The organism is Phycisphaerae bacterium, assembly GCA_041652575.1.
Lineage (GTDB): Bacteria > Planctomycetota > Phycisphaerae > Sedimentisphaerales > UBA12454 > UBA12454.
Genome location: JBAZHC010000008.1, coordinates 1 through 26,455, shown reverse-complemented (window position 1 = coordinate 26,455; position 26,455 = coordinate 1). Strand labels below are relative to the sequence as shown.

Genomic DNA, 26,455 nt, shown 5'->3' with positions numbered 1-26,455 from the left:
GAATGAGATGCTTTGTTTAAGAGGTTCCTAAAAGCTGTAATAAGTCGATATAATAAGAGTCTAAAATATTTCTAAGCATTTGGTTTTTCTTTTTGCCTGGGAAGTTCAGGAGGTGCAGTTTGGGTACGCTGATAAATCGAAGGTTTTTCCCGTTTGAATTTCAGACCTCTTCCGGTATGAATCTGTTTTTCTTCAGTTAAAAAATTGGCATATTGTAAAAGCGCCCAGGCGGTATTATGCCAGCTCATCTGATAACCTCTTTGATGGGCCTGTTTTTCCATAAGCAGCCTTTGTGCCTGATTGAAGACCAGATAATCAAGTGCCTGGGCAATTTGTTCGACGCTTTCCTCGCCGGGGTCGACCAAAATACCTCTTGCATGCCTGCCGATAACAAGGCCGTCGGGACATTTATGATTTGATAAAATCAATTCGAGTGCATAACGGAACTTTGTTGCTATAGCCGCTCTGCCGGAACCGAGAGTATCGGCGAGAATACCGCTGGAAATCTGCTGCATATTCAAATACGGCAAAAGCATAACATTCGATGCTCCGTAAAGTTCGAGCAGTAATTTTTCCTCAAGAAAGTTATCGAGAAAAATGACGTCATATTCCTCAAACGGAATCCCTTCCAGATTTTTTACTGTACACCATCGGACGTCTGCCTGCTTGAGAGATTCGCTAATGAGCTGCTGAAAACGCCTGTAATCTTCACCGTTGCCGTATTTGGCAAACTCAGGATGGCATTGTCCCGCGATTAGATATACGATATCATTTCTCTGTGCCGGCGTGCAGGATTCGGTAAGAAATTTACCAAGTCCTCTTATGCCGTACTGAACGCCTTTATCGGGAGACAGCAATCCTATCGTTGTTATCAGGAAACGGTTCTTGAGACCGAATTTTTCTTTTATCTCCAACCGATCGAACTGTGATGGATGGCTCATCCTTATGCCGTGGTCAATATGTTTTAATTTATCGTGCTCTATCTCGTAGAGGGGAGAATGGAGAATCTGGATTGCGCTTTCAGTTGTTACGATAAGGCCGCTGCTGTAATGGGCAAGGTACTGCACTACTTTTTTCTGATGTTGATTGGGGTCGTCAAGAACAGTATGCAGGTAAACAAGTACAGTCAATCCTTTTTCAGAAAAAGCCTTTGCCATATTAACAAAGTTCGTACCTGCGCCGTTGTTGCCTTTATCGTCCGGGTCAAGGCCGAATTCGTGCTGAAGGAGTATAATAGTTTTGTTTATGCTTTCCTTCGCGCGGGTGATGATATCATTTGTGGCATCCCGCCACGATTGAGGGTCATACTGGTCGATAATCAAATCTACCGGTATATGATAAGGAAGATTGTCCTTGTCGATAACAGCCACCCTGATATGACCGACTTCGCCTGTAAAATGCTCGAGCGAATTAGCGAGGTCTCTGCTGAACGTTCCGATTCCGCACCTTCTCGGCGGATATGTACTGACTATTCGAATATTATACGGCATGATTTACCTTTCTTATTTCGTCAAAGAACGGAGTTTTTCTTTGTTCGACGCAGCAGGCGGCATAAAAATACATCGCGGCCGACCAGCTTTGCCAGTCTTCGCCGCAGGCTTTGCCGTCCTGCGCCCTGTGCCATTCGTTAAAACCAAATTCAACCTCGGCCACTCTCGTTTGCCTGATTAAATTGGTAAGAGCCACAAGTTTTTTCTCTGCGAGCCTGTATCTGCCTGCCGCGACAAGAGCGGCAATATAAAAACCACAGATGAACGGCCAGATTCCGCCGTTATGATATTCGCCCGGCTGGTTATATTTTTCATACCGCTTCATCCAGTCAGGGTCGCCCGGCCGGGTATATGGAAAGAAATTCGGCGGCAAATCCACCGCGAGGTCTTCGTTGGCCCTCAAATTTTTACATTCGGTTTCTATCCATATTACAATTTCTTTCGCTCTTGTTTTCGATGCTATGCCGGAAAGAATCGCCAGGCTGTTGCCGAGCAAATCAAAACGTTCGCTTTTGTGCACCTTGTAAGACCAGAAGGCATAATACGGCTTGTGTTTCAGAACAAGACCTTCGTGGACGTGCCGATGCTGACGTTCGCTCATTATAGCAAATCTCCCCATTTCTTCCTGAACTCGACTTGCCTTCTCATCAAAGCCTAAGAGTTTTAAGTAAGTATAGACGATGGTATTAACATAAAGACCGTATCCGAGCACCCATTGTTCGTCTCGCCAGTCGCTTGTCGGCAATTGTGCGGTGATGAGTCTGTCTGAGGGGCTCTGATATTCCATCCACGTGAGAGATTTTTGGACGGCTTCTTCAAGGAAAGGTTCATCGCCGGTCGCTTTTCGGTATAAAGCGACAGCCATAAGAAACAGCGGCGTAGTGTCGCTTGCTCCGCGGTCTTCTTTGTCGTGAACCAGTGACGGGATATGGCCCCGCTGAGTTTGGTTCTGGGCGAGCTTTTCGAGCACACGTTTGAGTGTTTTTAAAAGTTTCTCCTGCCCGCTTGCCAAAACGCCAAGTGAACAAATCATCATATCGCGTGTATAAGACTCAGGATAACCCCAGCCGGCGGTTCGCGGCAGACCGTAATACGGACCGTGGTTGTTATGCAGCAAAACTTTTAATGCCGCTTCTTTGGCCGCCGAGATTAGCTTTTGGTCTTTTTTTTCCATTATTTAATGCCGAGCCTTTTGGAAACAATATTTACAAATTTTTTCGCGACTAATTTATAGTCGAAATTTTCAACTGCTCTTTTACGCCCGTTCTCGCCCATTGTTTTTCGCAGTTCGGGATTGTTCATAAGCTCAAGAAGATACTTTGCAATGTCTTGTATACTTGCACGGTAGTCAACTACTCGAGGCTCCTTGAATATAATTTTGCTGTTCGGCTCAAAACCTGATTCTGTGCCGACGGTTGTTTCTTTTATGGTTATTTCCTGTTCAACGTCAGCCAGAAACGCCGTTTTGCCCTGAATCATCGTATCGAGAAGTCCCATTGCATTGATACTGATAACCGGCTTGCCGCAGGCGTTGGCTTCGACCTGAATCATTCCGTAACCTTCAAGCCGGCTCGGTGCTGCGTAAATATCGCAGGCTTCAATTAAATACGGCATAAAATTTCTTGAAATTCTGTTTGTGGTATAAATCACGTTCTTTTCAATTCCCAACTGTGTGGCAAGCTGCAAATCCAGAAGATTCTGATGTTCGGTTCTCGGCTGCGGCCAGACCTTGCAGACATATTTCCACGCCGGGGCCTTGTTGTCAATCAATGCAAGTGCCTTCATAACTTCCTGTGCACCTTTCGAAGCGGCATCGCCGCCGATAGTAAGTATCATCAGGTCTTCTTCGGCGACGCCCAGTGCCTCGCGGACAGTGCTTATTTTTTGGTCGTGCCTGTCTCGCGGACAAAACGAATCTGTGTCGCAGCCGACCGGCAAAACCTCGATATTTTTGCCGCTCAGGCCGTCGCGGATGTAAACCTTTTTCACCCATTCGGATGTTACGAGTATCAAAGGCAGTGCTTCGAGAATTTCCCTGTAATTGGCGATATACCCGTCAGCCACGAGCCAGGGAACCGGCGTAACACCATAACGCTGCGGATGCATAACAAGATGAGGAGTATGTCCCCAGTAACCGATGCCCACTACAACGTCAGGCTCGAACCAGCGGTAGTACCATTCTTTTTCCTGCGCGGATTCGAAGTTTACCGCGTAAGTATCGACGCCCATTTCTTTAAGACCTCTGTAAAGCAAATCTCCCTGTGTCGCCAGCCCGCCCGGAGAAGGCGGATAATCATAAAGAACGAGTACTTTCACTTGTCAGACTCCTGTAAAAAAATCAAAACCTTATAGCAGTATAAACATAAAAAATTGAAAATTGAAGATTTAAGATTGAAGATTTTACAATTAAAAACTTCATAAATATCACCGTTTTCTTTGTGAATTCAATGTCTTACGAGATGCGAAAAATATTGCTTTTAGTTCATTCGCTTCTTCAACTAATAATCTTATCTTGGATTTTTGTATTAATTTTTCTTCTAATGAAAAATCCATCCAGAAAATCGATTCATCTGTTTCCTCAAGTACAATGCTCAATTTGGCAGCAAAACTTGCTTTCGTCTGGGCGAGATTACAAGCACGATAGTTTGCCGCTACTGATGTGGAACATCTTATTAATTGCCCTGATATGTGATTACCCAGCCTTGTTCCTTCCAGGGCAATCGCAAGTTTTACGCACCGATGGGCGAAATCAGTTGTTCGTTTTTCTATTTGTTTGTATTTACTAATTTCGTTCATATCTACAACTTCCTAATCTTCAATCTTCAATTTTCAATCTTCATTCTTCAATATTTGGTACGCCTCGACATCCGAAGCAGCCGTCGCTTCGAAACTATCGGGTGAAAAACCATAACTGTTAATTATAATATCTTTTTTCTTTTGCCAAATGTTTTTCGGCAGATTAATCACAATATCAGCATCTTTTCGGGGCCGCGGCGGATATTTTTTCCCGCCGTCCTCATAAGCGAAAAACAACAGTTTTCCAGCTTTCAGGTCCTGTTTTTTGAAAAGGCCTGAAACCGCCTGCGAAACTTCCTCATGCCGCAGATGTCTTGTATATTCGCCTTTGGGATTATGGGTCATAATAACATCAAAACTTCTTACCGGCAGGGTATTTAAGATTGTACGCTGAATATCGGATTGTTCCAGAGGTTTCTGGTCGGGGCCATCGTCGAGGTCTGCCATAAAGCCTTTGGCTCCGAGGATATTTGCGACCTTAAGAAATTTGGGCGCCCTGTCCGGGTCGGATTTTCTGCATAACGTCATTATCGTCCAGTTAATTTCAGGATGCATCAGTATGGTGCCGCCTGCCCATAGAGTTTCATCATCCGGATGAGCGACAATTACCGCTCCGGTTTTTATCTCGGCAAATACATCTTTTTTGACGGATGAATCCAAAATCGCTCTTTTAAGAATAAATTTAACGATTTAAGACTACTTATAATTTTGTTTTTGTCAATCGCCGGCTTTGGTTTGACTGCCGCAGACCTTTGCAGGACCTATAAGATAGTCGTTTATTGAGTGAAAAACAGCTTTTATTATTGTAACAGCGGTTATAGTTATTTTTGTTAATCTTACCTTAATGACTGCCGATAAAATGGATATGACGAAACTCGGAATAAAGGAGAATTGAGATGGGAATTCAGGATTGGTCTGAAAATGTAATACTGGTTGATATCGCACCGGAGCCGGATATGTGTGATGAACTTAAGGCCGTAACGGATGTGGTTCGCCATCGGAAAAACTGCAGCGTGGTAATAGATTTTTCAGAGGTGGACATTGTAACCTCTTCCAGTCTTGCCCAACTGCTCAGGCTTCAAAAAATTCTTGACGACAACAATCAGCAATTTGTCCTTTGCGGCACGAGTCAAAAGACCAGAGGTATTTTCGCTATTACCGGTCTGGATAAAGTCTTCGAATTTGTCGAGGACAGGTTTATCGCCCTTGCCGGTCTGCAATTAACTTCATAGGTCCGCGGTTGACATCTATGGCACAAAATGCTAATATCACGCCTCGGTATCGAAAGCCGCATTGAGCGTAACAGGAAGTATTTATGGACAAGCAAATTGTGCAGCGAATTGAAAAAGCACTTCAATATAAATTTTCCGACCATATCCTTCTGCAAAAAGCCCTTACTCATTCTTCGGCTGCCTCCGGCAAGCTCGACAGCAATGAAAGACTCGAATTTCTCGGCGATTCTGTTCTCGGACTGACAATCTGCCAGGCTCTTTTCGAAAGATTCCCAGCCTATCTTGAGGGAGACCTTACGAAAATAAAGAGCAAACTTGTTTCCCGCAAGACCTGTTCGCTTCTTGCCAATCAACTGGAAATCGACGGCCTGCTTAATGTGGGGCCGGGCATGGAGAAAAGCAGGTCGCTGAAAGGCTCGGTCGCGGCCGGCACCCTCGAAGCTTTAATAGCGGCGATATATATCGACGGAGGTTTTGCCTCGGCAAAGGATTTCATTATGAGGATTTTCGGTCCGCTTATCGAACAGGCCGATGCCGACGAACATCAGGAAAATTTCAAATCGCTTCTTCAGCAGTACGCCCAGCAGCATCTTGACAGTACGGTTACTTATGAAATTCTCGATGAAAAAGGCCCCGACCATAACAAATGCTTCGAAAGTGCCGTTGTTGTAGACAGTAAACGCTATTCCAGCGCCTGGGGAAATACGAAAAAAGAAGCGCAGCAGAATGCTGCTTATAACGCACTGGCTGAACTGGGCGTAATCAAACAGAAAAAAGAGGAATAACCCAAATATCAGGCTTTAATTTTCCCCCGACATTCAATAATCTTTTCCCTGCAAGTCAAGCCGTCTGTGCCGCATTGTAAAATTTGAGGCTTGTAATCGCTTTGTCTCAAACCTATAATATTGTATATATTAAAAACTTTTTACAGGGAGGCTTTCAAATGATTCCCGCGAATAAAAAAAGTTCTGTTAGTATCATACCCGCTTTTATCGTCTTAAATTTAATCCTTATTTTGCCGACGCATATTTTCGCTCAAACAGATACCAACTTATCGTCGGTCCGAAGAAAACCCATCGAGAAGGTCCAGCTTGTTTCGTTTAATCTGACTGACGGCAGAAGGGTTAGCGGGGAAATTGTGAACGAGGACCCGTTTAATATCGAAATCTCTGAAATTAAAGGCAGTAAGATACTGTTATCGACATATTCCAAAAATGACATAGACAAAAAGTCGATTATCAATAAAACTGTTTCTGAACTGGATTACTGGCGGGATACAGGAAAATATTTTGAGCAGAAAGTCTGGGATTTTCAGGATGACCCCGATGAGTTTATACAGGCGATACGATGTTTTGAGAACGCCAGAGCCGTCGCGGAAGGCGCCCTTGGGCCGGAGCATAAGCTTGTTATGGAACTCGATGAAAAAATCAGCCTGATAAAAACAGATATGGAAAAATGGGCACAGCAGGCTAAAGCCCGCTCAGAAATGAGAAACATGGAACTGCTCTCGACGCTCGATGCCCGCCTGCAGCAAATGCAGGAACAGATTACCGAAAGTTCGAACAATATCGAAGCCATCCGTCGTGAACTTGCCAATAATACAGTTGCAATAGGGGGATATAAGGCGCTGAACAAAAAAATGAACAGCATCGAAGTGGCTGCAAAACTTCTCGAACAGCGGCTGCTGAGGGTCGAAGATGATATGACGAATTTATGGCGGGGGAATAGATATCGTCCGCGGTATTATGTATTGCCGAAAGACCCGAACCATTAAGCTGAACCATTTTTTTAATAACGAGAGTTGGAATTAAACCGGCAGCGGGGGCACCTCGTCATTGTGAGTCCCTTTGGGGCGAAGCAATCTTGTTTTTGAAGTAATGATATTTTCAGAAATACTCTTGGGTTTTACTTCGTCAATTTTAAAGTTATAAATATTTATTGTAAGACGTGATTTCTTCAGGTTTTTTTCGTATTTTGCCCGGCACTTTTTCATCAGCGGACAGACCGGCGGAAATTATAAGTTCTAATCTTTTATTTTTTGGGATGCCGAGTGTTTTCTTAACTTTTTTTTCATTGAACCAGCCAAGTATGCACGTTCCAATGCCTTGCTCGGCGGCCTCAAGACAGAAATGCTCTGCCGCAATGCCTATATCCATCAGACTGAAATTCTTTCTCTTGACTATGCTTCCAATCTTTGCGAGCAATTTTTGACGCTGAGAAACGATTAAAATCAGAACAGGAGCTTTAAACGCGAAATGATTAACGTTTAATACCCCTTCAAATGCGGCTTTGGCGACATCAATTTTAAGGCCGGGCTCATCGACTACGATAAATTTCCATGGCTGAGAGTTGCAGGCCGACGGTGCGAGCCTTGCGGCCTCGATACATTTGGCGATAGTTTCACGGACAACAGGGGTTTGACTGTAATTTCTTACGCTGTATCGTTTATTTACCAGTTCTAAAAAGTTCATAATTTCCATCCGCCTCTGTCATTGTACAGCCGTTTTTCTGCTGGAAGTATTTTTTTGCGGTTCGAGGACTGGCGCAACTGCATAAAGCAACTGTTGTTAATGCCGAAGGTGGGAATTGAACCCACACCCTCTTGCGAGGACAGGATTTTGAATCCTGCGCGTCTGCCAGTTCCGCCACTTCGGCCGAGAAACAAGGATTATTTACAACTTTGACCTTTTGTCAACTCAGTAATCAAGAAAAACGATATTTTCCGGTATCGCGATAACGTCTTTTTTATCAGGGCCGAGAATGTCCCTTATCTGACTGCTGTGCCTGCCGGCTATTTTTTTTAGCTCATCACTGCTGAAATTGGTAACCATTTTTGCGATTGCATTAAGCATTACAACATCGCCGATATCAAAATTACCGCTTACGGTCTTAACGCCTTTCGGCAATAACGATTTCTTTTTCTTTATCGCCTCGACCGCGCCGTCATCTATCGTGATTGTTCCTTTTGCCGTACTATTTAACAGCCACCGCAGGCGATTGCTCAATTTCCTTTTCGGCATAAATACCGTGCCGATATCCTCGCCGGCGATGATTTTTGTTATGATATTTTTTGTTCTGCCGTTGCCGAGAACAATTCGGCAGCCGGCGTTAGCGGCTATTTTAGCGGCTTCGAGTTTGCTCTTCATACCGCCCGTGGCAAACGCGCTGCCTTTGCTGCCGGCACTTTTCAAAATCTCATCCGTGATTTCATAAACGACTTTTATGGGTTTGGCGCCGTCGAATTTTTTCGGGTCCTTGTCGTAAAGGGCGTCAATATCGCTCATTATTATCAATACATCGGCGTCGAGCTTGCTTGCGACAAGTGCGCTTAATTTGTCGTTATCGCCGAACGCGGTGCCGATTTCATCGGTCGCTATGCAGTCGTTTTCATTAAGAATGGGCACAACGCCGAGCTTTAAAAGTGTTTCGATGGAATTTTTCAGGTTCAGATAGGTCTGACGGTTATTAAGCACTTCCGCCGTCAAAAGCACCTGAGCGCATGTAAGACCGAATTTATCGAACGCCTTTCTGTATTCTGTCATAAGCAAAGGCTGGCCTACCGCCGCGCACGCCTGACGCATTTGTACTCCGGTAACCGCTTCGGTTATTTTTAGTTGACCTGCGCCCATTCCGATTGCGCCGGACGTTATAATGACAACTTCTCTGCCGTCTTTGATAAGCTCGGCGACCTGCCGGGCGATAGAACGAATAAACAGACTGTCAACAGCTCCGTCTTTACTCAGCGTATTAGTGCCGATTTTTATCGCTATCCGTTTTGAATCTTTAAAATTCCGCATTATAAATGAAAATCTTTCTTCAGCTTTTTGTGCGTAAATTGTTTCCCGTCAGGTCCGGAGTAATCAGCGACGATTTGTCCGCTGCCGAGAAGTTTCCATTTGTATATGACTAATCCTTCGAGTCCGACGGGACCGCGTGCGTGAATTTTATTTGTGCTTATCCCGACCTCGGCGCCAAGTCCGTAACGGTAACCGTCGCTGAAGCGTGTGCTGGCATTGAGAAATACATTCGCAGAGTCCACAAGCTGCAGGAATTCGGCGGCGAGAGTTCGGCTTTGCGTAATAATCGCGTCCGTATGATGCGAGCCATAATTATTTATATGGTCTATAGCCTCGTCAATAGAATCGACCGTTTTTATCGAAAGAATCTCGGCAAGATATTCGGTTTCCCAGTCTTTTTCATCAGCGGGTTTTATATCTATTATTTTTCTGGTTTTTTCGCAGCCGCGAAGCTCGACGCCTTTTGCTTCAAGAGCTTTTTTTATCACGGGTAAAAATCTTTGGGCGACATCTTTGTGAACCAGCAGCGTTTCCGCCGAATTGCAAACGGCTGCGTATTGCGTTTTAGCGTCAACTGTTATTTTAACCGCCATCTCTACATCGGCCTGGCCGTCAACATAAACATGGCAGATACCGTCCGCGTGGCCCAGCACTGGTATATTTGTGTTGTCCATAATGTAGCGGACGAACTGGTTCGAGCCTCTTGGAATCAACAGGTCGATGAATTTGTCCAGTGCCAGCATTGCCTGAACGTCTTCGCGGGTTTGCAAAAGCTGAATCCAGTTTTCGGGTATTCCTGCGTTTATGCTTGCATCGCGTATGATTTCATAAAGGATTTGATTTGTATTCGCCGCTTCTGTGCCGCCTTTTAAAATTGCCGCGTTGCCGCTCTTGAGGCAAAGCATCGAAATTTGAACCAAAGCGTCGGGCCTTGATTCGAAAATAACTCCGATTACACCGATGGGGCAGCTTACCTTATACAGGTCAAGGCCTTTATCCATCTGCATTGCGTAAAGTGTCTTTCCGGTGGGGTCGTCCAATGCTATAAGGTTTTCAATGCCGCTGCACGCGTCGTTGATTTTGTTTTTGTCGAATTTGAGTCTTTTAAGCAGGGCGGGAGATATTTTATCATTCTCAGCCTTTTCCATATCCTGCTTGTTTGCTTGCAGGATTTGTGCGGTATTCTGTTTCAGAGCATTGACGATGGATTTAAGGGCACTGTTTTTCTTTTCAGTGCTTACTGCGGAAAGCCGGATAGAGGCTTTCTTGGCTGATTGTGCAAGTATCGCTAAATCCATATCTTAAATCCTTCCTGACCGCAATTCTCAGGTTAAAAAAGACATTTTAACAATCATTTGTGAATTCGCCAGTGATTTTGGCCCAATAGCACGAAAACTGTTTATGTTTGACAATTTCAGGGGTCATCGGCTAAAATATCAGCCATATAAGGCTTTATACCGATAAAACTATCGGTTATTTAAGCGGGCGTAGCTTAGTGGTAAAGCTCCAGCCTTCCAAGCTGGTCATGTGAGTTCGATTCTCATCGCCCGCTTTTTGCGTAAACACTGTTGGTAAATTGGGTAAAATAAAAAGGTTTTAGCGACCAATCCATTATCAAGTCCGATAAGAAATTTTAATGATTTTTTCAAAGATTTGCTTTTGTTTGTTGACAAGTGGGGAATAGTGGGGATAATTGGGCCGTAAGATTACTTAAGTGGGATATGTACCATGCTTTTACTAACAGGTGAATACGAAGGCACTGTGGATGAGAAGGGCAGAGTCTTCGTCTCCAACAAGCTTCGCAGTCAGATAGATTGCGATGAGCACGGCAACAGTTTTTATCTTGCCGCCGGTCCCAACGGCGTGTTGTGTCTTTATCCTGAAAAATATTTTCAACAAATTGCCCTTGCCGAGTCGCCAGGGACGGTGGCCCCCGATGAAGCAGTCGTATTTGAAAGAATGAATTTCGCTTTGGCCAGCAAGGTCGAGCTGGATCGGCAGGGCAGGTTGTTAATCAGTGAAAAAATCAGAAAGCGAGCCAACCTGCAGAACAATCTTACGCTTATAGGTGTTCGGGACCATATAGAGTTCTGGAACGCAGACGACTGGGAAAAATATATTTCAGACCATTCGGCCCAGTTCCAGCAGCAGACAATGCAGGCAAGACAGGCGGTGCTTGTGAAACAGGGAAAAGAATTATAAATTAAATGCTTTAAGGAGAGAGCGAATGCATATGGATATAGATCACTGTAACGTTGTTATGGAAAGCCTGACAGGCCAAAGACCCGCAGACGAGCAAACCTTTGCTTCGATAAACCTTCTTGCAGAAAAGCTCCAGGCTGTTCGCAAGATACATCGCCGGCTGGTTGACGTCGATTTTTCGCCGCAGGTGCAGGCTCTTGTCGAGCAGGAATCGCTGCTTGCCATAAGTTGAGTCGGTTTTAATTTGAACCTGTCTATAATAGCAGGAGTGAAAAGTGAATAATACGCCGGCTGAGCACAAACCTGTACTTGCCCAGCAGATTCGGACCGAGCTGAAACTGAAAAGCAATGCCGTGGTTGTCGATGCTACTATCGGTTTCGCCGGACACAGCAGGATATTCGCCGAGTCTCTTGGCCCGGATGGGGTGCTTATAGGTTTTGATGTTGACCCGAAATGCCTTGAAGCCGCCCGGCAGAATCTGAGCGATTTGCCGTGCAAAGTTTTGCTGATTCGGGAAAATTTTGCTGAAATTGCCGATAGTCTGCATCAAAACGGAATTGAAAACGCCCATTTGATATTCGCCGACCTGGGCGTTTGCTCCGGTCAGCTTACGGATATCGACAGGGGTTTGAGCTTTGGCCATGATATGAAACTTGATATGCGGCTGGACGACAGACTGGATGTTACCGCCGCTGATATTGTCAACAGCAGGGACGAAAAGGAGTTAGCTGACCTGATATTTAATTTTGGGCAGGAACGGGCGTCACGGAAGATTGCCCGTTCCATAGTTCATTACCGCAAATCAGCGAAGATTAAAACAACTACGGGGCTGGTGGATGTTATTTGCCGAGCCCTTGGCTGCAGCCCGACATCGAGAAGAAGCAGGATTCATCCGGCAACCAAGACATTTCAGGCACTTCGAATTGCGGTCAATAATGAGCTTGACAATCTTGAGAAATTTTTGGATGCTATTCCATTATTGCTGAATAAAGACGGCAAAGCGGCCGTTATAAGTTTTCACAGTCTTGAAGACAGAATAGTAAAAAATAATTTTCGGCAGAACAAAGCCGCGGGTATTTATGATATAATTACTAAAAAGCCGTTAACGGCTCTGCGGACGGAAGTATTTGAAAATCCGCGTTCGAGAAGCGCTAAATTAAGAATAGCTGCTAAATTGTAATATTTAAAAAAGGAGTTTTATCAATGACAACCGATGCAAAGATTGGATTGCTTTTAGCGTTGGTATTTATTGTAGCTATTACTTTTGTTATTAACGGCCTGCCCGATTTTCTCAGCAAGAAAGACAATACTCCGGACACCGCCGGCTATATCAATCACTATAACAGAGCCGATGAGCCTGGCATTGTTGACAGGACCAGCAGGGATGCCGCCGCGGCTATGAACAAAAGGGTTGTTTCCATTACTGTATCGCCTGCGGTTGAGGCTAACACTCAGACCGGTCAGAATTATCAGGCGATTCTTCCCGCGGCCAGTGAGGTCGTAAAGAGCACTTCGGTAAATACTCCGCCGCAGCAAACTGCTGTGATTGAAACCCCGGCAGTTCCTGTCGTATCGGACCAGTCTGCCGGTAAAATTTCCAATACAATTTATGAAGTAGGCGATGGCGACAGCCTCGCGAGCATCGCGCAAAAATTTTACGGTCCACAGGCGGGAAAGAAACTTGTCAATGTCCGAAAAATCTATGAGACAAACAAAAAAATACTCAAATCAATGGACGACCTCCAGATTGGTCAAAAGCTGGTTATTCCTCCGCTGAACGAAAAGGAAAAGGCGCTTATTCAGACTGGCCTGTTTGAAAAAGTTGAAAAAGAAGCGGCCCCTGCCGCCGCTTCTGCCCCGGTAAAATCGTCGGCATCGCGGCAATACGTTATAAAAGACAATGACAGCCTCTGGCAAATCGCCGCCAAATATCTCGGCAACGGCAGCAGATACGAGGAAATAGTGGAGTTGAATAAGTCTATCGACCCCGACAATCTCATTGTCGGCACAAAAATAACATTACCTGCTAAGTGATTGATTTGACTTCATATCGTTATATTTTTGTTGTTCTTGTTATTTTCTTTGTTTCGATAGCCGCGGTGTATCTTCGCCGGACGGAGAATTGCGAATTTTATAAATTCAGAAGCAGCCAGGTCAAAACGGCCAGATTGAAACAGCAGCTCTGGCAAAAACAATTGCAGCTCGAAAACTATATCAATCCGGCTTCGATATCCAACGTTGTCAAAGACGAAACTAATAAGCGAAACTAATATGACCTGTACCTTACCTGATATTATATGCGCAAAAAAATAGCTTTAATCCTGCTTTTGCTGATTGGCGCCGGTTTCATCGGCGTCGCGGTTCGATGTTTTTATCTTCAGTATTATAAAAACAATTATTTTCAGCAGGTTTCATTCAAAGCTCAGCGTTCGAATTTTACAGAACAGCCCAAACGGGGAGCGATACTCGATTGCCGCGGCAGGATTCTTGCCGCCAGCTATGTTTCCGATACCGTTTTCGCCGAACCGCGTGCGATTGTCGATATCAAACAAACCTCACAGGCACTGGCGGATATAATCGGTTCAGCAGGTCCAATCGAAATCAGCAAAGCTATTCTGACAACCAGGAACGAAGGCTATGCCCCGATAATTTCGGATATTAAACTTACAAATGAACAGCGAAAACAGATACAGTCTTTGCAGGGCATCGGCATTGAAAGCCGTTGGAAAAGATACTACCCGCTTGGCGGTGAAGCAGTGCACGCTGTCGGCTTTGTCGGTACTGACGGTCGGGGACTGGCCGGTCTTGAGCTTCAATACGACAAAATCCTCAAAGGCACATTCGGCAGCAGCACGTTTTTTTCCGATGCCGCCAGAAGACCTGTAAAACTGAAAAGTTTCGGCGGCTTTGCGCAGGACGGCTGCGATGTTGTCCTGACGCTGGATTCGGCTATTCAGGAAATTACATATTCATCTCTTAAAAAACAGGTAGACGAATTTCAGGCCGACAGCGGTGTAGCATTAGTAATAGACCCGTGCAGCGGAGCCATACTGGCTATGGTTTCGCTGCCGGATTTTGACCCATCGACACTGAAAGGCGCCGATGAAAAAAGTCTTGGCAATCATATTCTTTCTGACCCATTTGAGCCCGGCAGTATTATCAAGCCGGTCATCGCCGCCTGGGCGATTGAAACAGGTTCGATTAATTCCGGCGATACAATCTTCTGCGAAAACGGCAGCTACAGCGGCAAAGGGTTCGGAACAATCGGCGAATATCGCAACGGTTATGGAAATCTTACAATCAGCGGAATTCTCGCTCATTCGAGTAATATCGGAATGGCGAAAATCGGTCAGAAAATGGGCGCAGCCAAACTTCACGAAGGTCTTAAGCTTTTCGGCTTTAGTCGAAAAACAGGCATCGACCTGCCCGGCGAGGACAGCGGCGTTGTCTGGCCTCTTAAATTCTGGACAGGCTACAGTATTGCCCGCGTACCTTTCGGACATGAATTTTCCACCACTTCGATGCAGATGGTCTGTTCGTATTGCGTCCTCGCTAATCACGGCAGGCCGATAAAGCCTCATCTGGTAAAAGCAATTGTAAACGGACAGGGAAATAAAATAAAAATGCAGGAACCGCTTCAGACCGCCAGTTTCGTTGTAAGCGAAAAAACCGCAAGATGGATTATCGAAGAAGCGCTTGTGGAGGTAGTGAAAGAAGGCACCGCTAAAAAAGCCGCCATTGAGAACCGGCAGGTCTGGGGCAAAACAGGCACAGCAAATATCGCCGCTCGCAACAAAGGCGGCTACGATGAGGAAAATTACGTTTCTTCATTTATCGGCGGTTCGCCCGCCAAAGAGCCGGCGATAGTTGTTCTCGTTTCGATTCGCAAACCGAACAGAAGTCTTGGCAAAGGCTATACCGGCGGGGCGGTTGCCGTACCTGTCGCCAAAGAAATCCTCGAAAAAACCCTTACATATCTGAAAATTTAAGGGCATTTCTGAAAATATTATTGCGAGAAATCTTCAATCTTAAATCTTCAATTTTCAATTATTTAAGATGTCCTGTTTCTATACAAAGACTGATGATATCTCTGGCAATTGGCCCCGCGTCGCTTGAGCCGGCCTGACCGCCTTCGACAACTACCGCAAATGCGATTGTTTTTCCATGATTATCTTTTGCGAAACCTGCGAACCACGCGTGATATGGTCTTTCTGTTGAGCCGGTTTTACCGAATACTTTTATGCCTTTCGATTCGAATCCGGCTTCAGCAAATTGTCTTACAGCCGTTCCGCCGGATTCGTTAACAACCGCGTGCATACCATCATAAATTACAGCGATAATCTCGCTGCTTAAATTAAGGCTGTATCCTGCGTCGGCAGGTTCTGTCGCGATGATTCTGGATTTTTTGAAAAATCCGCCTCTCGCGATTGCCGCGAACGCGTTTACCACCTGCAGCGGCGTAGCGCGAAAACTGCCCTGGCCGATGCCGAAAAATCTTCTCTCCGCAGAGTCAATCGGCGGAAGGCTCTCTGTCTTCGGTCTTGAGCTGGATATAATTCCCGCCGATTGCGGAAATGTTCTGCCTGGGAAGTTCCTGAACGAATCAATTATAGCCGGGTCTCTTATTTCCAACGCATCTCTGCCGAATCCGAATTCATAAAGCCATTGCTGTAATACCTCCGGTGCGATACGGACGGCAAGATGTGAAAAATAAATGTTACAGCTTCCCTTTAGCGCGTTGCGCGCTTTATTGCCGCCTTCGTCAGCCCACTGCTCGTCATGTCCGGAGCCGGAGCTTTTGAAAATCCAGCAATTCGGCCATCCCGGCGGCGGCGCGACAGAAGGGCAGGATATAATTTCATTGGCCGTTATTTTCTTTTCCGCCATCCCGGCGGCGAGGATTATCGGTTTTGCCGACGAGCCGGGCGGATAAACTTCACTTAAAACGCGGTTGAGCAGGGGCTGATTTTTATCGGCGCGCAGTTTGGAATAGTTGCTCCTTACGTTGTTAAGGTCGAAATCAGGTATCGATGCCATCGCGAGAATATCTGTCGAATTTACATCCACGACAACAACACCTATCGCTCTGCCATCCGGGTTCAAATCGGGATTATCCAACAGGTTCTCCAGCTTTTGCTGAAGCTCGATGTCTATGGTTAATTTTACGTTGTTGCCGAATTGCCTTTCCGTTCTGCTGACAATCTGGTTGTCGATATCATAAACTATTCTGCCTGATTTGCCTTTGAGGTACGGCTCGCAAAACCATTCCATACCGTTAAAGCCGATTAAATCGCCCGGTGAATAATTATTCGGGTCCTCATCGGCCGAGTTCCACGGTTTGACCCATCCGATAAGCTGACAGGCGGAATTTTTATACGGATAAATTCGCATAGTCCCCGCCGCGACCTGAATCCCGGGGGTATCTATGAATTTAAGCTGGGCCGCGAGAACTTCATCGTCGTTGGCGAGCATCATCAGCGGCTGCGGCTGATGCATTTCAGCTATATCGACTGCCGATGCCAAAAGCAGTCTTTCGTTGGCGTCCGGCTCCGCTGTTTCGAATTCCTGATTCGGATATTTTCGTTTTCCCGCCAGGTAAATCCGCAATTGCCAGATTGGATCATTAATCTGCCGGTTTATCTGTTCGCTTATCTGCAAAGGCTCGCAGTTTTTAAACTCGGCGCATTTATAGATTGTTTCGTTTAGCCCGTTATAGTCCTGCTGATATTTTTCCTTTATTTTTTGTCTCTCGGAATCGTCCGAACATTTAAGCGACTGCACAGTCCAGAACCGCTCATCGGCAAGTCTCGCGAAACGATAATCTATGCAAAGCGTAAAACACGCCTCGTCGGTCGCCAGTACATTGTCGTTTCTGTCGAGAATTTTACCGCGAAGGGCGACCAGCGGAGTGCTTTTGCCTGTTCTGATTTTCTCGAGCTGGTTTTGCCATGCCGAATGCGAGTTGAGTTGAATGTAGGCCAGCCGTAAGATGCATACCGCCGCAAACACAACGCAAAGAAACGCAAGTATTTTTAACCGCTTATTGGACATTTTCCCGCTATCGTTCTTCCGTGCTTATACCGAAGCGATGAACGCCTATGCCGAGCCATTTGCCTGTTGTTGTAACGGGCCATTTAATGAGAAACCAGAAAATGGCCGAATAAATCGAAGAGGCGAAGACTTCGAATAAACCGCCTGTATCCGCTGTTGAAACTTTTAGTTTGGTCAGTATCGCCGCAATCAGATATGTTAAAATCCCAGTGGCAAAAATAGTAATCGCCTGCTGGCTGGTCTTTTTCACGAGGATTACCTTTTTGATATGAGCCAGTGCCGTGCCGATAATTCCGAAACTGATAAAATGCGGACCGATTAATGCGCCTGTAACATCCGCGGCCAAACCCAGCGAGAAAGAACAGATAATCACATCGTAACGGTCGCAGCTTATCGCGAAATAAACCAGCAGTATCAAAAGTATATCAGGTTTTATATGCAGGTCTGTAAGCGAAATTGTGTTCAGAAACGCACTTGCCTGGATCACCGCGGCGAGTACAACTATAAGTGCGAATCTAAACCATTTCATTTCTTACTCCGGCACCTTCAATACGATTACTGCTACGTCGGTTATGTTGTTAAGATTGTACGCCGGTTCTACGGTAATATCCCAGACGACGGGATTTTTCTCGCCCGCGGCGCATTTCGATATTCGTCCGATGATGCGCATCGACCGCAGGAATCCAGTCTTCTCTGCGGCGTAAACATTAAAACCGGCGTTGACTTCATATTTCTGGGGAATATTCAATATCATCGCGCATTTTTTATCATCGCCCTGCATTGTGCCGTTGAAATATGTGTTGATTTCAGGCGCAGAAATCTTGATTGGCAGTTTACACGCAGAGCTTGTAATCAGTCGAATGCTTGAAATCTCGGTGGAAACCTGTTCGACCAGACCGATTACCGCGTTATCGCCGAGGACATACTGGCCGACCTTGAGACCGTCGTTGGAACCGCGGTCTATGATGAACTCGTGTTCTTTTCTGCTGACGATTTTTGCCAGTACAAGACCGGTCGATGGGTCAGGTTCGGTCAATCGGACTTTGCCGAGTTCTTCCATCTGTCTTTTCTGTTCATAAAGCGCTGTCTGCATATTAGAGTAGGCTACCCATAGTCTGTTGTATTCGTGTCTTGATACGAAATCAGGCGATGAACTTTTCGGCAGATGTTTATATGCCGCCGGTGAGCCCATATTCAGAAAATAACCGAAAATATCTATGAATGCGAAATTTACCCGTGATGTTGCGCTTTGAGGCAGAAGCAGAAATATGCATCCGAGCAGAATAAGACCGATGAATAATGTCAATTTTGATGGTTTGAATTGTTTGCGTGCCATTTAATCTTCTGTCGTGGTATAAAACGTAACCCGAAATGACTTCTTACGATACGGCAACCGTTCAACGGTTACTCCCATCCGCCGCTGTGGTCCATCGTATCTTTCCATATTTCCAGGTTCTCGAGATAAACGCTGGTTCCTCTTGCCACGCAGGTAAGAGGCTCTTCGACGCGTATCACTTTCAGACCTGTTGCGTTAGCGAGAACTTTATCCATTTCCCGAAGCAGTGAACCGCCGCCGCAAAGATGCATTCCGTTTTCGATTAGGTCCGCCGCCAGTTCAGGCTCGGCCTTTTCCAGCGTTTTCGTTACCGCTTCTATAATGCCGGCGATTGGTTCCTTCAGTGCCTCGCGGATTTCCTCGCTCGTTATGACAATCTTGCGGGGCAGGCCGGATATCGTATCTCTGCCGGCGATTTCCATTGTAAGTTCTTCTGCCAGCGGTGCCGCCGAACCGAGCTGAATTTTTACCTGCTCTGCTCGCGGTTCGCCAATGAGAAGATTATATGTTCGTTTGAGATGAATGATTATTGCCTCGTCCATATCGTCGCCGCCGATTCGCACCGATTCGCACGAACTTATATCGGCAAGGCTCATTATTGCCACTTCCGTTGTACCGCCGCCTATGTCGATAATCATTGACGCTGTCGGCTCGGTAATTGGCAGCCCTGCTCCGATACCGGCGGCCATTGGTTCATCGACAAGGAAAACTCTTCTGGCGCCAGCTCTTTCGGCGCTGTCTATTACTGCTCGTCTTTCAACCGCTGTTATGCCGCTCGGCACTGCGATGACTACACGGGGCTTTATTAACCATCCGCTGCGGCCGTGAACCTTGCGGATAAAATAGCTTAGCATTGCTTCGGTTATTTCAAAATCGCTTATCACGCCGTCTTTGAGGGGACGAATTGCGGAAATACTGCCAGGCGTTTTGCCGAGCATTTCTCGGGCGACAAGACCTACAGCTTCCCCGTTGTTCAAAACGATATTTGTACCTTTGCGGACAGCCACTACGCTTGGCTCATTAAGTACTATACCTTCGTTACGGACACAGACCAGAGTATTGCAGGTTCCCAGGTCGATACCCATATCCATGCTGAACCAGCCAAGTATCGGGTCAAGAAACACGCTAAAATCCTTTCAAAAAAAATACAGCAACCCCGGTTTGGGGTCCTGTTTCCGTTGTCCGTTAACGAAAAACTTCTACAATCTTCAAGATAGTTTCGTAATCGAGCCAGCATCTATATGTAATATAACCGGCAGCCGCGGCGACAACGCCGCACGCCAAAGCCAGTAAGGCTGTGTAAAGGTTGCTTGCGGGCTTTACTTTGCCTGTTGTCTGTATGTCGCTCATTTCTGTTCCTGTTATATCGAATAATGACTTATTTTTTTACCATGCCGTAGAAGCGATATCGTTGACCTGCGGCTGCTGCTGTATTAATTGCAGCGTTCCGGCGGATACTTCTGCGTCTACTTCTGTTATTTTTATATCGCAGATAAAGGTATCGTTTCGTGTAACGTGAAATACCATGCCATTTTCCACGCCGTCAGCAGTTCCTATCGAAAGCGTTACGAGACTTCCTTCGATTGCCGTAACCTTGCCCTCGATAGTGGCGCCGGGGGAGGTCTCAATTGCCTGGCTTGCAGAGTCTGGTACAGTGGTTATCGGCCCGGCGTTTTCTCCCATCGGCATTTTGCCTGCGAGCTGATTTTCCAGTTTTGTCTTTTCCTCGAGCAGTCTCTTCTTTTCCGCGTTTAACGATTCGAGTTGAACCATCTTTTCTTCGAGGCTCGCCGTTATTTCGTTGAGATTTTTGCTTAGCTTGATTCCGTCCGACCGTGCCGCGTCAAGCTCTTCACGCGTTTTTTTCAGGGATTCTTCCATTCCGCCGACTGTCCCCTCGAATTTCAATGCCGCCGCCGCAAGGGTCTTGACTTTCTCGTTAAGTTCGCTTTCCGAACGTTTGGCGTCTTTCATATCCTGTTCGGCTTTTAGCTTATCGGCTTTTAGCTTTGCTATCTCTGTGTCGAGCTTATCGGAAAGCTCATTCATCTGCCGTTTTTTCTCTTCGAGCTGCTGTTCGAAGCTCTTGTTTTTCTCCTGTGTCGCGGCCAGCTCGGACCTTAAGTCTTCGTAAGCTTTTCTGTAATTCGTAGCGGTACCGACATAGATTACGACGCTGCTGCATAGATAAACAGATAATAATGACAACAAAACTATTAGAATTTTCGTAAGAGTACTCAAATTTTGCTCCTTTCGCTGCTGGTTGTCAGGCTGATTACGTTTAGACAAGACTGCCCGAAAGCTTCAAGATTCATCCGCCACCTGACGGATTGTATCATAAGACTCGTGCAGATTTTACGGGTTGATTGCCTTAAGGTCAAGTTATTTTTACCTTTACTGTGCACCTATTTGGCAGACAGTTACCGGGTTTTAAAAACCGTTCAATGGCCTGTGGCAAGAATAAAAATGCTCTCAGCCGCCGCAAGTCGGACTGGTTGCGATTCGTTCTTAAGCAATTTAGGCAGATGAGCTATCAGCGGCTCTGTGCCGATCGACCCTATCGCAAGTGCGGCAAGGACATTACGGCGATCTATTATTGGTTTTTCTGCCTGTTCAGGATTGTTTAAGTACTCGAGAATAACAATTTGGCCGCTATTATCGCCAATCATTCCAAGCTGCTCAGCGGCTGCCAGTCTTACTTCAGCCACTTCGTCATCGAGAAGCGTAATAATGGCGTTGGCGCCTTTAACGCCGCCAAATGCGCCCATCGCGCGTACTCCCATATATCTCTTGTCAGCATAAACACTTATAAGCATTGTCCATATTTTTTTGTAAATTTCATCATTCGGCTCAATCCTCGCAATTGCCTCGGTCGCGTTAAGTGCGACGGCATCTCCGGCATTAAGGTCGTCTTTGAGTTTGTGAAGTATTGGCAGAGAATGTTTGCTTTTCAGTTTCCCGAGCAACATTGCGACATTGGCCTTTACTGTCTGGTCAGGCGAGTCGGCCGAATCCTCTATCGGCTTGAGATACTTTATATCGCCTCCTATTTTATAAAGGGCATAAGCCGTGGCGACAGCTACATTTAAGTCTGGATCCTTCAATAAAGGTTTGAGCTTAGCCTCGCCCGGGCCGTACAGCATATCGCCAATAGCGACAACAGCGGCAAAACGTACAGCTACCGCAGGGTCGTCCAAAAGAGCAACGACATTTTCCATCATTTCTGTTTTTTTGCCCTCGGAAATGACCTCAACAGCGTTGGCCCTGATTCTTGCGTCCGAACTTTTCAAACTGTTCAATACAATTGCCTCAGCCTCGGGAACAAGACTTTTTACCGTCTCCGACCCAGTGCAATAATTTGCTGTTATTAAAAGACTTATAATAAAAATAGTATTTAATTTATTCATGGCCGTTTTCCGCTTTCACCTTTCTGTTTTCGGTTAATTTATATATCGACACAAAAACGGATTATACCCCAAAGATAGTTGAAATTTATGCTAAAAAACACATCAAAAAAAGGCCGGGGGCAAAACCGGCCTTTTATCTTTGTATTTTACTGCTAAATATCTATTTCTCCGAATCCTCAATAGATTTTCTGAATTCAAGATACTCTTGTTCGCTCATCGATTCTATAAATTCCTCATCGTTTTTCCATAATTCGTCGAGCCAGTCAAGTACCTGGTTAACATCGAATACCTGCTCAATCTCGACAACCTGAGGCTCAACTTGTACCACTGTCATCGCCTCGGCCTGCATTTGTGCAGGCATCAATAAAAGTTCCGGTTCGGATTGTTCCGACATCATCATTTCTATTTGGCCGCTTGTATCTTCAAAATACGCGCCACTTCCGCCAATATGCGCCCAATAATTCATGCCTTCCCGCCAATGCCAATCAGATGAAAATACCGCAAAATCCAGAAAGTTAATAACATCGTCATCGACAAAATTAGCAGGCATTGAACTATCCACTTCTTCAAGCCAATTATCCGAATAAAGAACCATGTCGGCCCAATCAACAATACCATCATTATTGAAATCCGCAGGATTTTTGTAATATTCATCCGCGCCAATATCGACCCTGCCGTTTATTATCCTGTCTTCACCGTCAATATCGGTTTCATCTTGTTCGGCAACAAAATTGGGATTGCCGTTATCAATACAATTTGAATCTGCCGTTAAATGGAAATTGTTTGCATCAGAGTCACGAAATTGCGGATTATCATTCCTGTTTGTTCCGCCGCCGGTGTAATTCTGGATGCAGTTGTAATTTACCTTTGTAAATGTGCCGTTAAGACTATTGGCATTTCCCCATATAATATTGCTGTTAATATTTGGATCGCCATTGTTGCTAATACCATTACCATCATTCGAAACAATGGTATTGTTGTAAATTCCCGGAGAAGTATTACTAGTGCTATATATACCTTCAGAGTTGTGATAAATCAGGTTGTTAATCAGGTTGAAATCCCCGGAATAATTTGAAAAAATATAAACACCTGTTAAACCGCTGTCAGCAATAATATTTGATATGAGACTGGCATTTGCATAGACACTCTTTAATCCGCAGTCAGAGTTGCGTTGTATCCTGCATCTTTGAATACTGGCATTCGTCATGGTCAGGTAAATTCCATGTCCTTTATTATCATTGACATCGCAGTTTTGCATGGCTAAAGTGCCACCGTTGATTTCAATGCCACTTGCTACAAAGCCTGCCCCAAAGCTGTTCCCCCCAAAAATACTGTCTGTTACGTTCATCGTATAGCCACTGCTCGTAAGTCCATAAACGCTGTTTAGGCTTATGGTACATTCATTAATATCGATACTTGAGTTGCTTGGGCCATTAATCCCTGTATTATTGTTAGTTACAAATGTATTAATAATCGCTGCATATGGACTATTTTCTATGTATATCCCATTGTTGTTGTATTTGACAACACAATTTACAATCGTTGGCAAACAGGCATAGCAGTAAATTCCTTTTTGCGTTCCTTTTGTAACAGTAAAGCCGTCAATATGACAATCAGCGGCGGTAACAATATGATTAAGAGCAGGATAGCCGTATTGATTCAAAACACCGGAGAGAGTGGTCGTGCTGTTAATATCTGCGAGATTTCTCTGGTCGATACTGGTTTCCCAGCCCTCGAAATGACCATAAATATCAACGCCATCTACCAATGTAAAAGTCGCATCAGTCTGGTTAGCATCGTTTGTCGGATAATACGTCCCGGCAGCTACGAAGATTTTATCGGCGCAGCCGTGATCGCCAGCCCAAACATCATTAAGGGCATCCTGCAAATTATCGTAAGCAGTATCCCATGATTTACCATCGCCCTCCGGCGGAGCATCATTATCAACAAAAACAGTATCATACAAACAACAGACTTTTGTATATTCTTTTACGGTTTTGACGACATTGCTGCCCTGATATATTCTTACGGTATTTTCAAGATTTCTTCCCTGAATGACACCTTCAGCCACACGAACGGTTAAAGTTATACAATTCGATTCGTTTACATCCTGCAAATCGCCGAGAGTCCACGTTACGGTGTGGTTGCAGGGGTCATAATAACCTTCCGGTGAGGAATCGTTATAATCCACATAATCGTCCAATGTGCTGACAATGTTGATGTCATTAGCCGAGCAGGCAGGGCCAAAATGATAACAGATATTATAATCAAAAACACTGTCAATCCAGCCGTCAACAGATGGAACAACACAGTCTTCAACGTCGGTGGTATCTATTGAAAGGTTTACATCTTCGCAGCCCGGCGGCAATGGCGGTATCGGCTCTGCATATTGTATAGGGCCGGTACCAAACATGGCGGCTACCGTTATTGATTTGGTTTGGTTAGGCGCAAGAGTGCCTAAATCCCACCCCATGGCTCCAGCAGGGCCATAAGTATCATAAACATTTGGGTCGTTATTAAGATTACAATTTCTAATGTCATAAGTAACATAGCCTGGCGTGCTATCTCCACCGGAACCGGTGTCATATATACCATTTTCAAACGAGGTCGGTTCGACACTACAGGCAAAACTTATCCAGTCAGTATGATATTCATAGTTATTCCATTGTGTAATTACATATTTGAAAACAACTGTTGGGTCGGTGGGATCATAGCCCGTAAGTAAGCCGGGGATATTAGCGTTTGAATACGTAGAGGATTTAGCGCCTGATAAAGTTACCAAACCATCAAGCATTTGGTAAAATTTGAGTCCAGTTATATTGACGCCACTTTGCAACGAATGCGTATTGGTTATGTTGTAGGTTTGGATTAAAATATATCGTTCACTTGTTACATAAGGTACATCAGAACCAGAATAGCCTTCTGGGTAAAAAGGCATAGAAACATAGCCGTTTTCGCCAAGATCAATTATATTGTAATCGATTGTCACCTGAATATTTGGGTCATAAACTCGTGATTGCGCTGTACGATTGTTATTCCAGACATGCCAGCTTTGCCACTGCTGTGTATCCTGGTTGTAATAGAAATTTGTATCTTCCTCAAAACTTGTGTCTGGATCCCAATATGGATATAGAAAATGCTTTTCAAACCAATTGCTGACGTTGTTGTGAATACCGGTATAGTAAATTGCGGTAGCCCACTCTCCCGACAAAGTCTCATGATATCCGTAACCTTCATGCCTGTCAGTTTCACCCCACCACCAGCCGTCTGAATAACCTGATGGATAACAGTTGAACGCAACGCCGCCGGTTTCGGCTTTATAGCTATTTGTATATAATCTAATTGGCTCGTATTCTGCATATAAAATTGATGAACTAACAAACAAAATGAACAAGCAAATGAAAGAAAGGCCTATAATACTTCTTCCGGTAAACATATTTCCTCCTTTGAATGCAGGGCATTCCGTTAAATTTTGATAAAATAAATTAGTAAGACTAACCTCTAAATTTTCTTATGCCTAAAATTCCAAACAACATTAGAGAAATCGTTATTGGTTCAGGTATGAGAAATATATTTGTTCCGATCGCATTTTCAAATGGCTGCGGCAACATTCTAAAGTAGATGTCAAAAGATGGGCCATTTAGCCAATTGCCCTTGAGAAACACTGTCGTATGGTCATCACTTGCGGGATCTATTTGGAAGTTTTCGCCATATACATAAATTTTTGCCAAACTGCCGTCATATCCAACGGAGCCGAATGTGCCACCATAAAGATTAAGCACGCTGGAATCTTTTGCCCTGTAACTTGCGCTGCCACCATATACAATAGCTGAACTGGTATCTGTTAAGTAAAAGACTGATGCGTCCCCGCCGGGTAAAACAGTAATTTGAGCAGAACCATGTACCGTAACAATTGCGCCAAGATCGGTGCTAATAATTGTATCTTCATAGATGTCAATGTAACCTGCGTTAGCGCGAAGCGACAATAAAAACAGAATTGCAAAAACTGATCCCAATAACTTCTTCATTTTCTCGCTCCTTAAAAAATTTCTCCCTAATTTTTTCTTCTCCGTCTGGACTTCCGCATCCTGCCTAATCATCAGCCAGACTCAATAATTCATTATACCAAATTTACCATTAAAA

At 45.0% G+C, this 26,455-nt stretch carries 26 protein-coding genes and 2 tRNA genes; 10 read left to right on the top strand and 18 right to left on the bottom strand.

Going from position 1 to position 26,455, the window contains the following annotated elements; genetic code table 11:
* Positions 1-71: 71 nt before the first annotated feature.
* From WC496_07320 to WC496_07300, 5 genes are all read right to left on the bottom strand, one after another.
* Complete coding sequence (locus tag WC496_07320) at positions 72-1,490, bottom strand: hypothetical protein (GenBank protein MFA5292827.1); 1,419 nt, start codon at positions 1,488-1,490, stop codon at positions 72-74.
* On the bottom strand, positions 1,480-2,664 hold the full coding sequence (locus WC496_07315) for a glycoside hydrolase 100 family protein (GenBank protein ID MFA5292826.1): 1,185 nt from the start codon (positions 2,662-2,664) through the stop codon (positions 1,480-1,482). The genes WC496_07320 and WC496_07315 overlap by 11 nt, the downstream gene beginning before the upstream one ends.
* Complete coding sequence (locus tag WC496_07310) at positions 2,664-3,806, bottom strand: glycosyltransferase family 4 protein (protein ID MFA5292825.1); 1,143 nt, start codon at positions 3,804-3,806, stop codon at positions 2,664-2,666. The genes WC496_07315 and WC496_07310 overlap by 1 nt, the downstream gene beginning before the upstream one ends.
* 108 nt (positions 3,807-3,914) lie before the next feature.
* Positions 3,915-4,286, bottom strand: coding sequence for a four helix bundle protein (locus WC496_07305; GenBank protein MFA5292824.1), 372 nt, complete (start codon positions 4,284-4,286; stop codon positions 3,915-3,917).
* 33 nt (positions 4,287-4,319) lie between these two features.
* Positions 4,320-4,946, bottom strand: a complete 627-nt coding sequence (locus tag WC496_07300; GenBank protein ID MFA5292823.1) for a PIG-L family deacetylase — start codon at positions 4,944-4,946, stop codon at positions 4,320-4,322.
* Between the two features lie 236 nt (positions 4,947-5,182).
* Between WC496_07300 and WC496_07295 the strand changes: the two genes are divergently transcribed.
* The 3 genes from WC496_07295 to WC496_07285 all read left to right on the top strand — a co-directional run bounded on the left by WC496_07295 (position 5,183) and on the right by WC496_07285 (position 7,292).
* Positions 5,183-5,518 (top strand): STAS domain-containing protein, encoded by a 336-nt coding sequence (locus tag WC496_07295; GenBank protein ID MFA5292822.1) that lies wholly within the window; start codon positions 5,183-5,185, stop codon positions 5,516-5,518.
* A gap of 83 nt (positions 5,519-5,601) precedes the next feature.
* Complete coding sequence (gene rnc, locus WC496_07290) at positions 5,602-6,303, top strand: ribonuclease III (GenBank protein ID MFA5292821.1); 702 nt, start codon at positions 5,602-5,604, stop codon at positions 6,301-6,303.
* 158 nt (positions 6,304-6,461) lie between these two features.
* The gene (locus tag WC496_07285) at positions 6,462-7,292 is read left to right on the top strand and encodes a hypothetical protein (protein ID MFA5292820.1); all 831 of its coding nucleotides are present in this window, start codon (positions 6,462-6,464) and stop codon (positions 7,290-7,292) included.
* Between the two features lie 151 nt (positions 7,293-7,443).
* On the opposite strand, the gene WC496_07280 is transcribed toward WC496_07285, so the two are convergent.
* The 4 genes from WC496_07280 to WC496_07265 form a co-directional block, all read right to left on the bottom strand.
* Complete coding sequence (locus WC496_07280) at positions 7,444-7,989, bottom strand: nitroreductase family protein (GenBank protein ID MFA5292819.1); 546 nt, start codon at positions 7,987-7,989, stop codon at positions 7,444-7,446.
* Positions 7,990-8,089: 100 nt separating this feature from the next.
* A tRNA-Leu gene (locus WC496_07275) sits at positions 8,090-8,173 on the bottom strand.
* Positions 8,174-8,214: 41 nt separating this feature from the next.
* Positions 8,215-9,315 (bottom strand): glutamate 5-kinase, encoded by a 1,101-nt coding sequence (gene proB / locus WC496_07270; protein MFA5292818.1) that lies wholly within the window; start codon positions 9,313-9,315, stop codon positions 8,215-8,217.
* Entirely contained in the window at positions 9,315-10,613 is a 1,299-nt protein-coding gene (locus tag WC496_07265; protein ID MFA5292817.1) for a glutamate-5-semialdehyde dehydrogenase, read from the bottom strand. The genes proB and WC496_07265 overlap by 1 nt, the downstream gene beginning before the upstream one ends.
* A gap of 183 nt (positions 10,614-10,796) precedes the next feature.
* Between WC496_07265 and WC496_07260 the strand changes: the two genes are divergently transcribed.
* From WC496_07260 to WC496_07230, 7 genes are all read left to right on the top strand, one after another.
* Positions 10,797-10,867: transfer RNA gene (locus tag WC496_07260), tRNA-Gly, on the top strand.
* A 176-nt stretch (positions 10,868-11,043) separates the two neighbouring features.
* Positions 11,044-11,517: a hypothetical protein gene (locus tag WC496_07255; GenBank protein ID MFA5292816.1), complete on the top strand. Its 474-nt coding sequence runs from the start codon at positions 11,044-11,046 to the stop codon at positions 11,515-11,517.
* Between the two features lie 25 nt (positions 11,518-11,542).
* The gene (locus tag WC496_07250; protein ID MFA5292815.1) at positions 11,543-11,749 is read left to right on the top strand and encodes a hypothetical protein; all 207 of its coding nucleotides are present in this window, start codon (positions 11,543-11,545) and stop codon (positions 11,747-11,749) included.
* A gap of 43 nt (positions 11,750-11,792) precedes the next feature.
* Positions 11,793-12,698: a 16S rRNA (cytosine(1402)-N(4))-methyltransferase RsmH gene (gene rsmH, locus WC496_07245; protein ID MFA5292814.1), complete on the top strand. Its 906-nt coding sequence runs from the start codon at positions 11,793-11,795 to the stop codon at positions 12,696-12,698.
* Positions 12,699-12,721: 23 nt separating this feature from the next.
* Positions 12,722-13,552 (top strand): LysM peptidoglycan-binding domain-containing protein, encoded by an 831-nt coding sequence (locus WC496_07240; protein MFA5292813.1) that lies wholly within the window; start codon positions 12,722-12,724, stop codon positions 13,550-13,552.
* A 5-nt stretch (positions 13,553-13,557) separates the two neighbouring features.
* Complete coding sequence (locus WC496_07235; protein MFA5292812.1) at positions 13,558-13,788, top strand: hypothetical protein; 231 nt, start codon at positions 13,558-13,560, stop codon at positions 13,786-13,788.
* A gap of 27 nt (positions 13,789-13,815) precedes the next feature.
* Positions 13,816-15,507, top strand: coding sequence for a penicillin-binding protein 2 (locus tag WC496_07230; protein MFA5292811.1), 1,692 nt, complete (start codon positions 13,816-13,818; stop codon positions 15,505-15,507).
* A 58-nt stretch (positions 15,508-15,565) separates the two neighbouring features.
* Here WC496_07230 and WC496_07225 read toward each other — a convergent pair whose 3' ends face one another.
* The 9 genes from WC496_07225 to WC496_07185 all read right to left on the bottom strand — a co-directional run bounded on the left by WC496_07225 (position 15,566) and on the right by WC496_07185 (position 26,340).
* Entirely contained in the window at positions 15,566-17,569 is a 2,004-nt protein-coding gene (locus WC496_07225) for a penicillin-binding transpeptidase domain-containing protein (GenBank protein ID MFA5292810.1), read from the bottom strand.
* 7 nt (positions 17,570-17,576) lie between these two features.
* A complete protein-coding gene (gene mreD, locus WC496_07220; protein MFA5292809.1) occupies positions 17,577-18,098 on the bottom strand; it encodes a rod shape-determining protein MreD in 522 nt (173 codons plus the stop codon).
* A 3-nt stretch (positions 18,099-18,101) separates the two neighbouring features.
* Entirely contained in the window at positions 18,102-18,905 is an 804-nt protein-coding gene (locus WC496_07215) for a rod shape-determining protein MreC (GenBank protein ID MFA5292808.1), read from the bottom strand.
* Positions 18,906-18,973: 68 nt separating this feature from the next.
* Positions 18,974-20,029 (bottom strand): rod shape-determining protein, encoded by a 1,056-nt coding sequence (locus WC496_07210; GenBank protein ID MFA5292807.1) that lies wholly within the window; start codon positions 20,027-20,029, stop codon positions 18,974-18,976.
* A gap of 61 nt (positions 20,030-20,090) precedes the next feature.
* Positions 20,091-20,255 (bottom strand): hypothetical protein, encoded by a 165-nt coding sequence (locus WC496_07205; protein MFA5292806.1) that lies wholly within the window; start codon positions 20,253-20,255, stop codon positions 20,091-20,093.
* A gap of 36 nt (positions 20,256-20,291) precedes the next feature.
* Entirely contained in the window at positions 20,292-21,146 is an 855-nt protein-coding gene (locus WC496_07200; protein ID MFA5292805.1) for a hypothetical protein, read from the bottom strand.
* A 200-nt stretch (positions 21,147-21,346) separates the two neighbouring features.
* Positions 21,347-22,312, bottom strand: coding sequence for a hypothetical protein (locus tag WC496_07195; protein ID MFA5292804.1), 966 nt, complete (start codon positions 22,310-22,312; stop codon positions 21,347-21,349).
* Positions 22,313-22,472: 160 nt separating this feature from the next.
* A complete protein-coding gene (locus WC496_07190) occupies positions 22,473-25,748 on the bottom strand; it encodes a right-handed parallel beta-helix repeat-containing protein (protein ID MFA5292803.1) in 3,276 nt (1,091 codons plus the stop codon).
* A gap of 58 nt (positions 25,749-25,806) precedes the next feature.
* Positions 25,807-26,340 (bottom strand): hypothetical protein, encoded by a 534-nt coding sequence (locus WC496_07185; GenBank protein MFA5292802.1) that lies wholly within the window; start codon positions 26,338-26,340, stop codon positions 25,807-25,809.
* Positions 26,341-26,455: the final 115 nt, after the last annotated feature.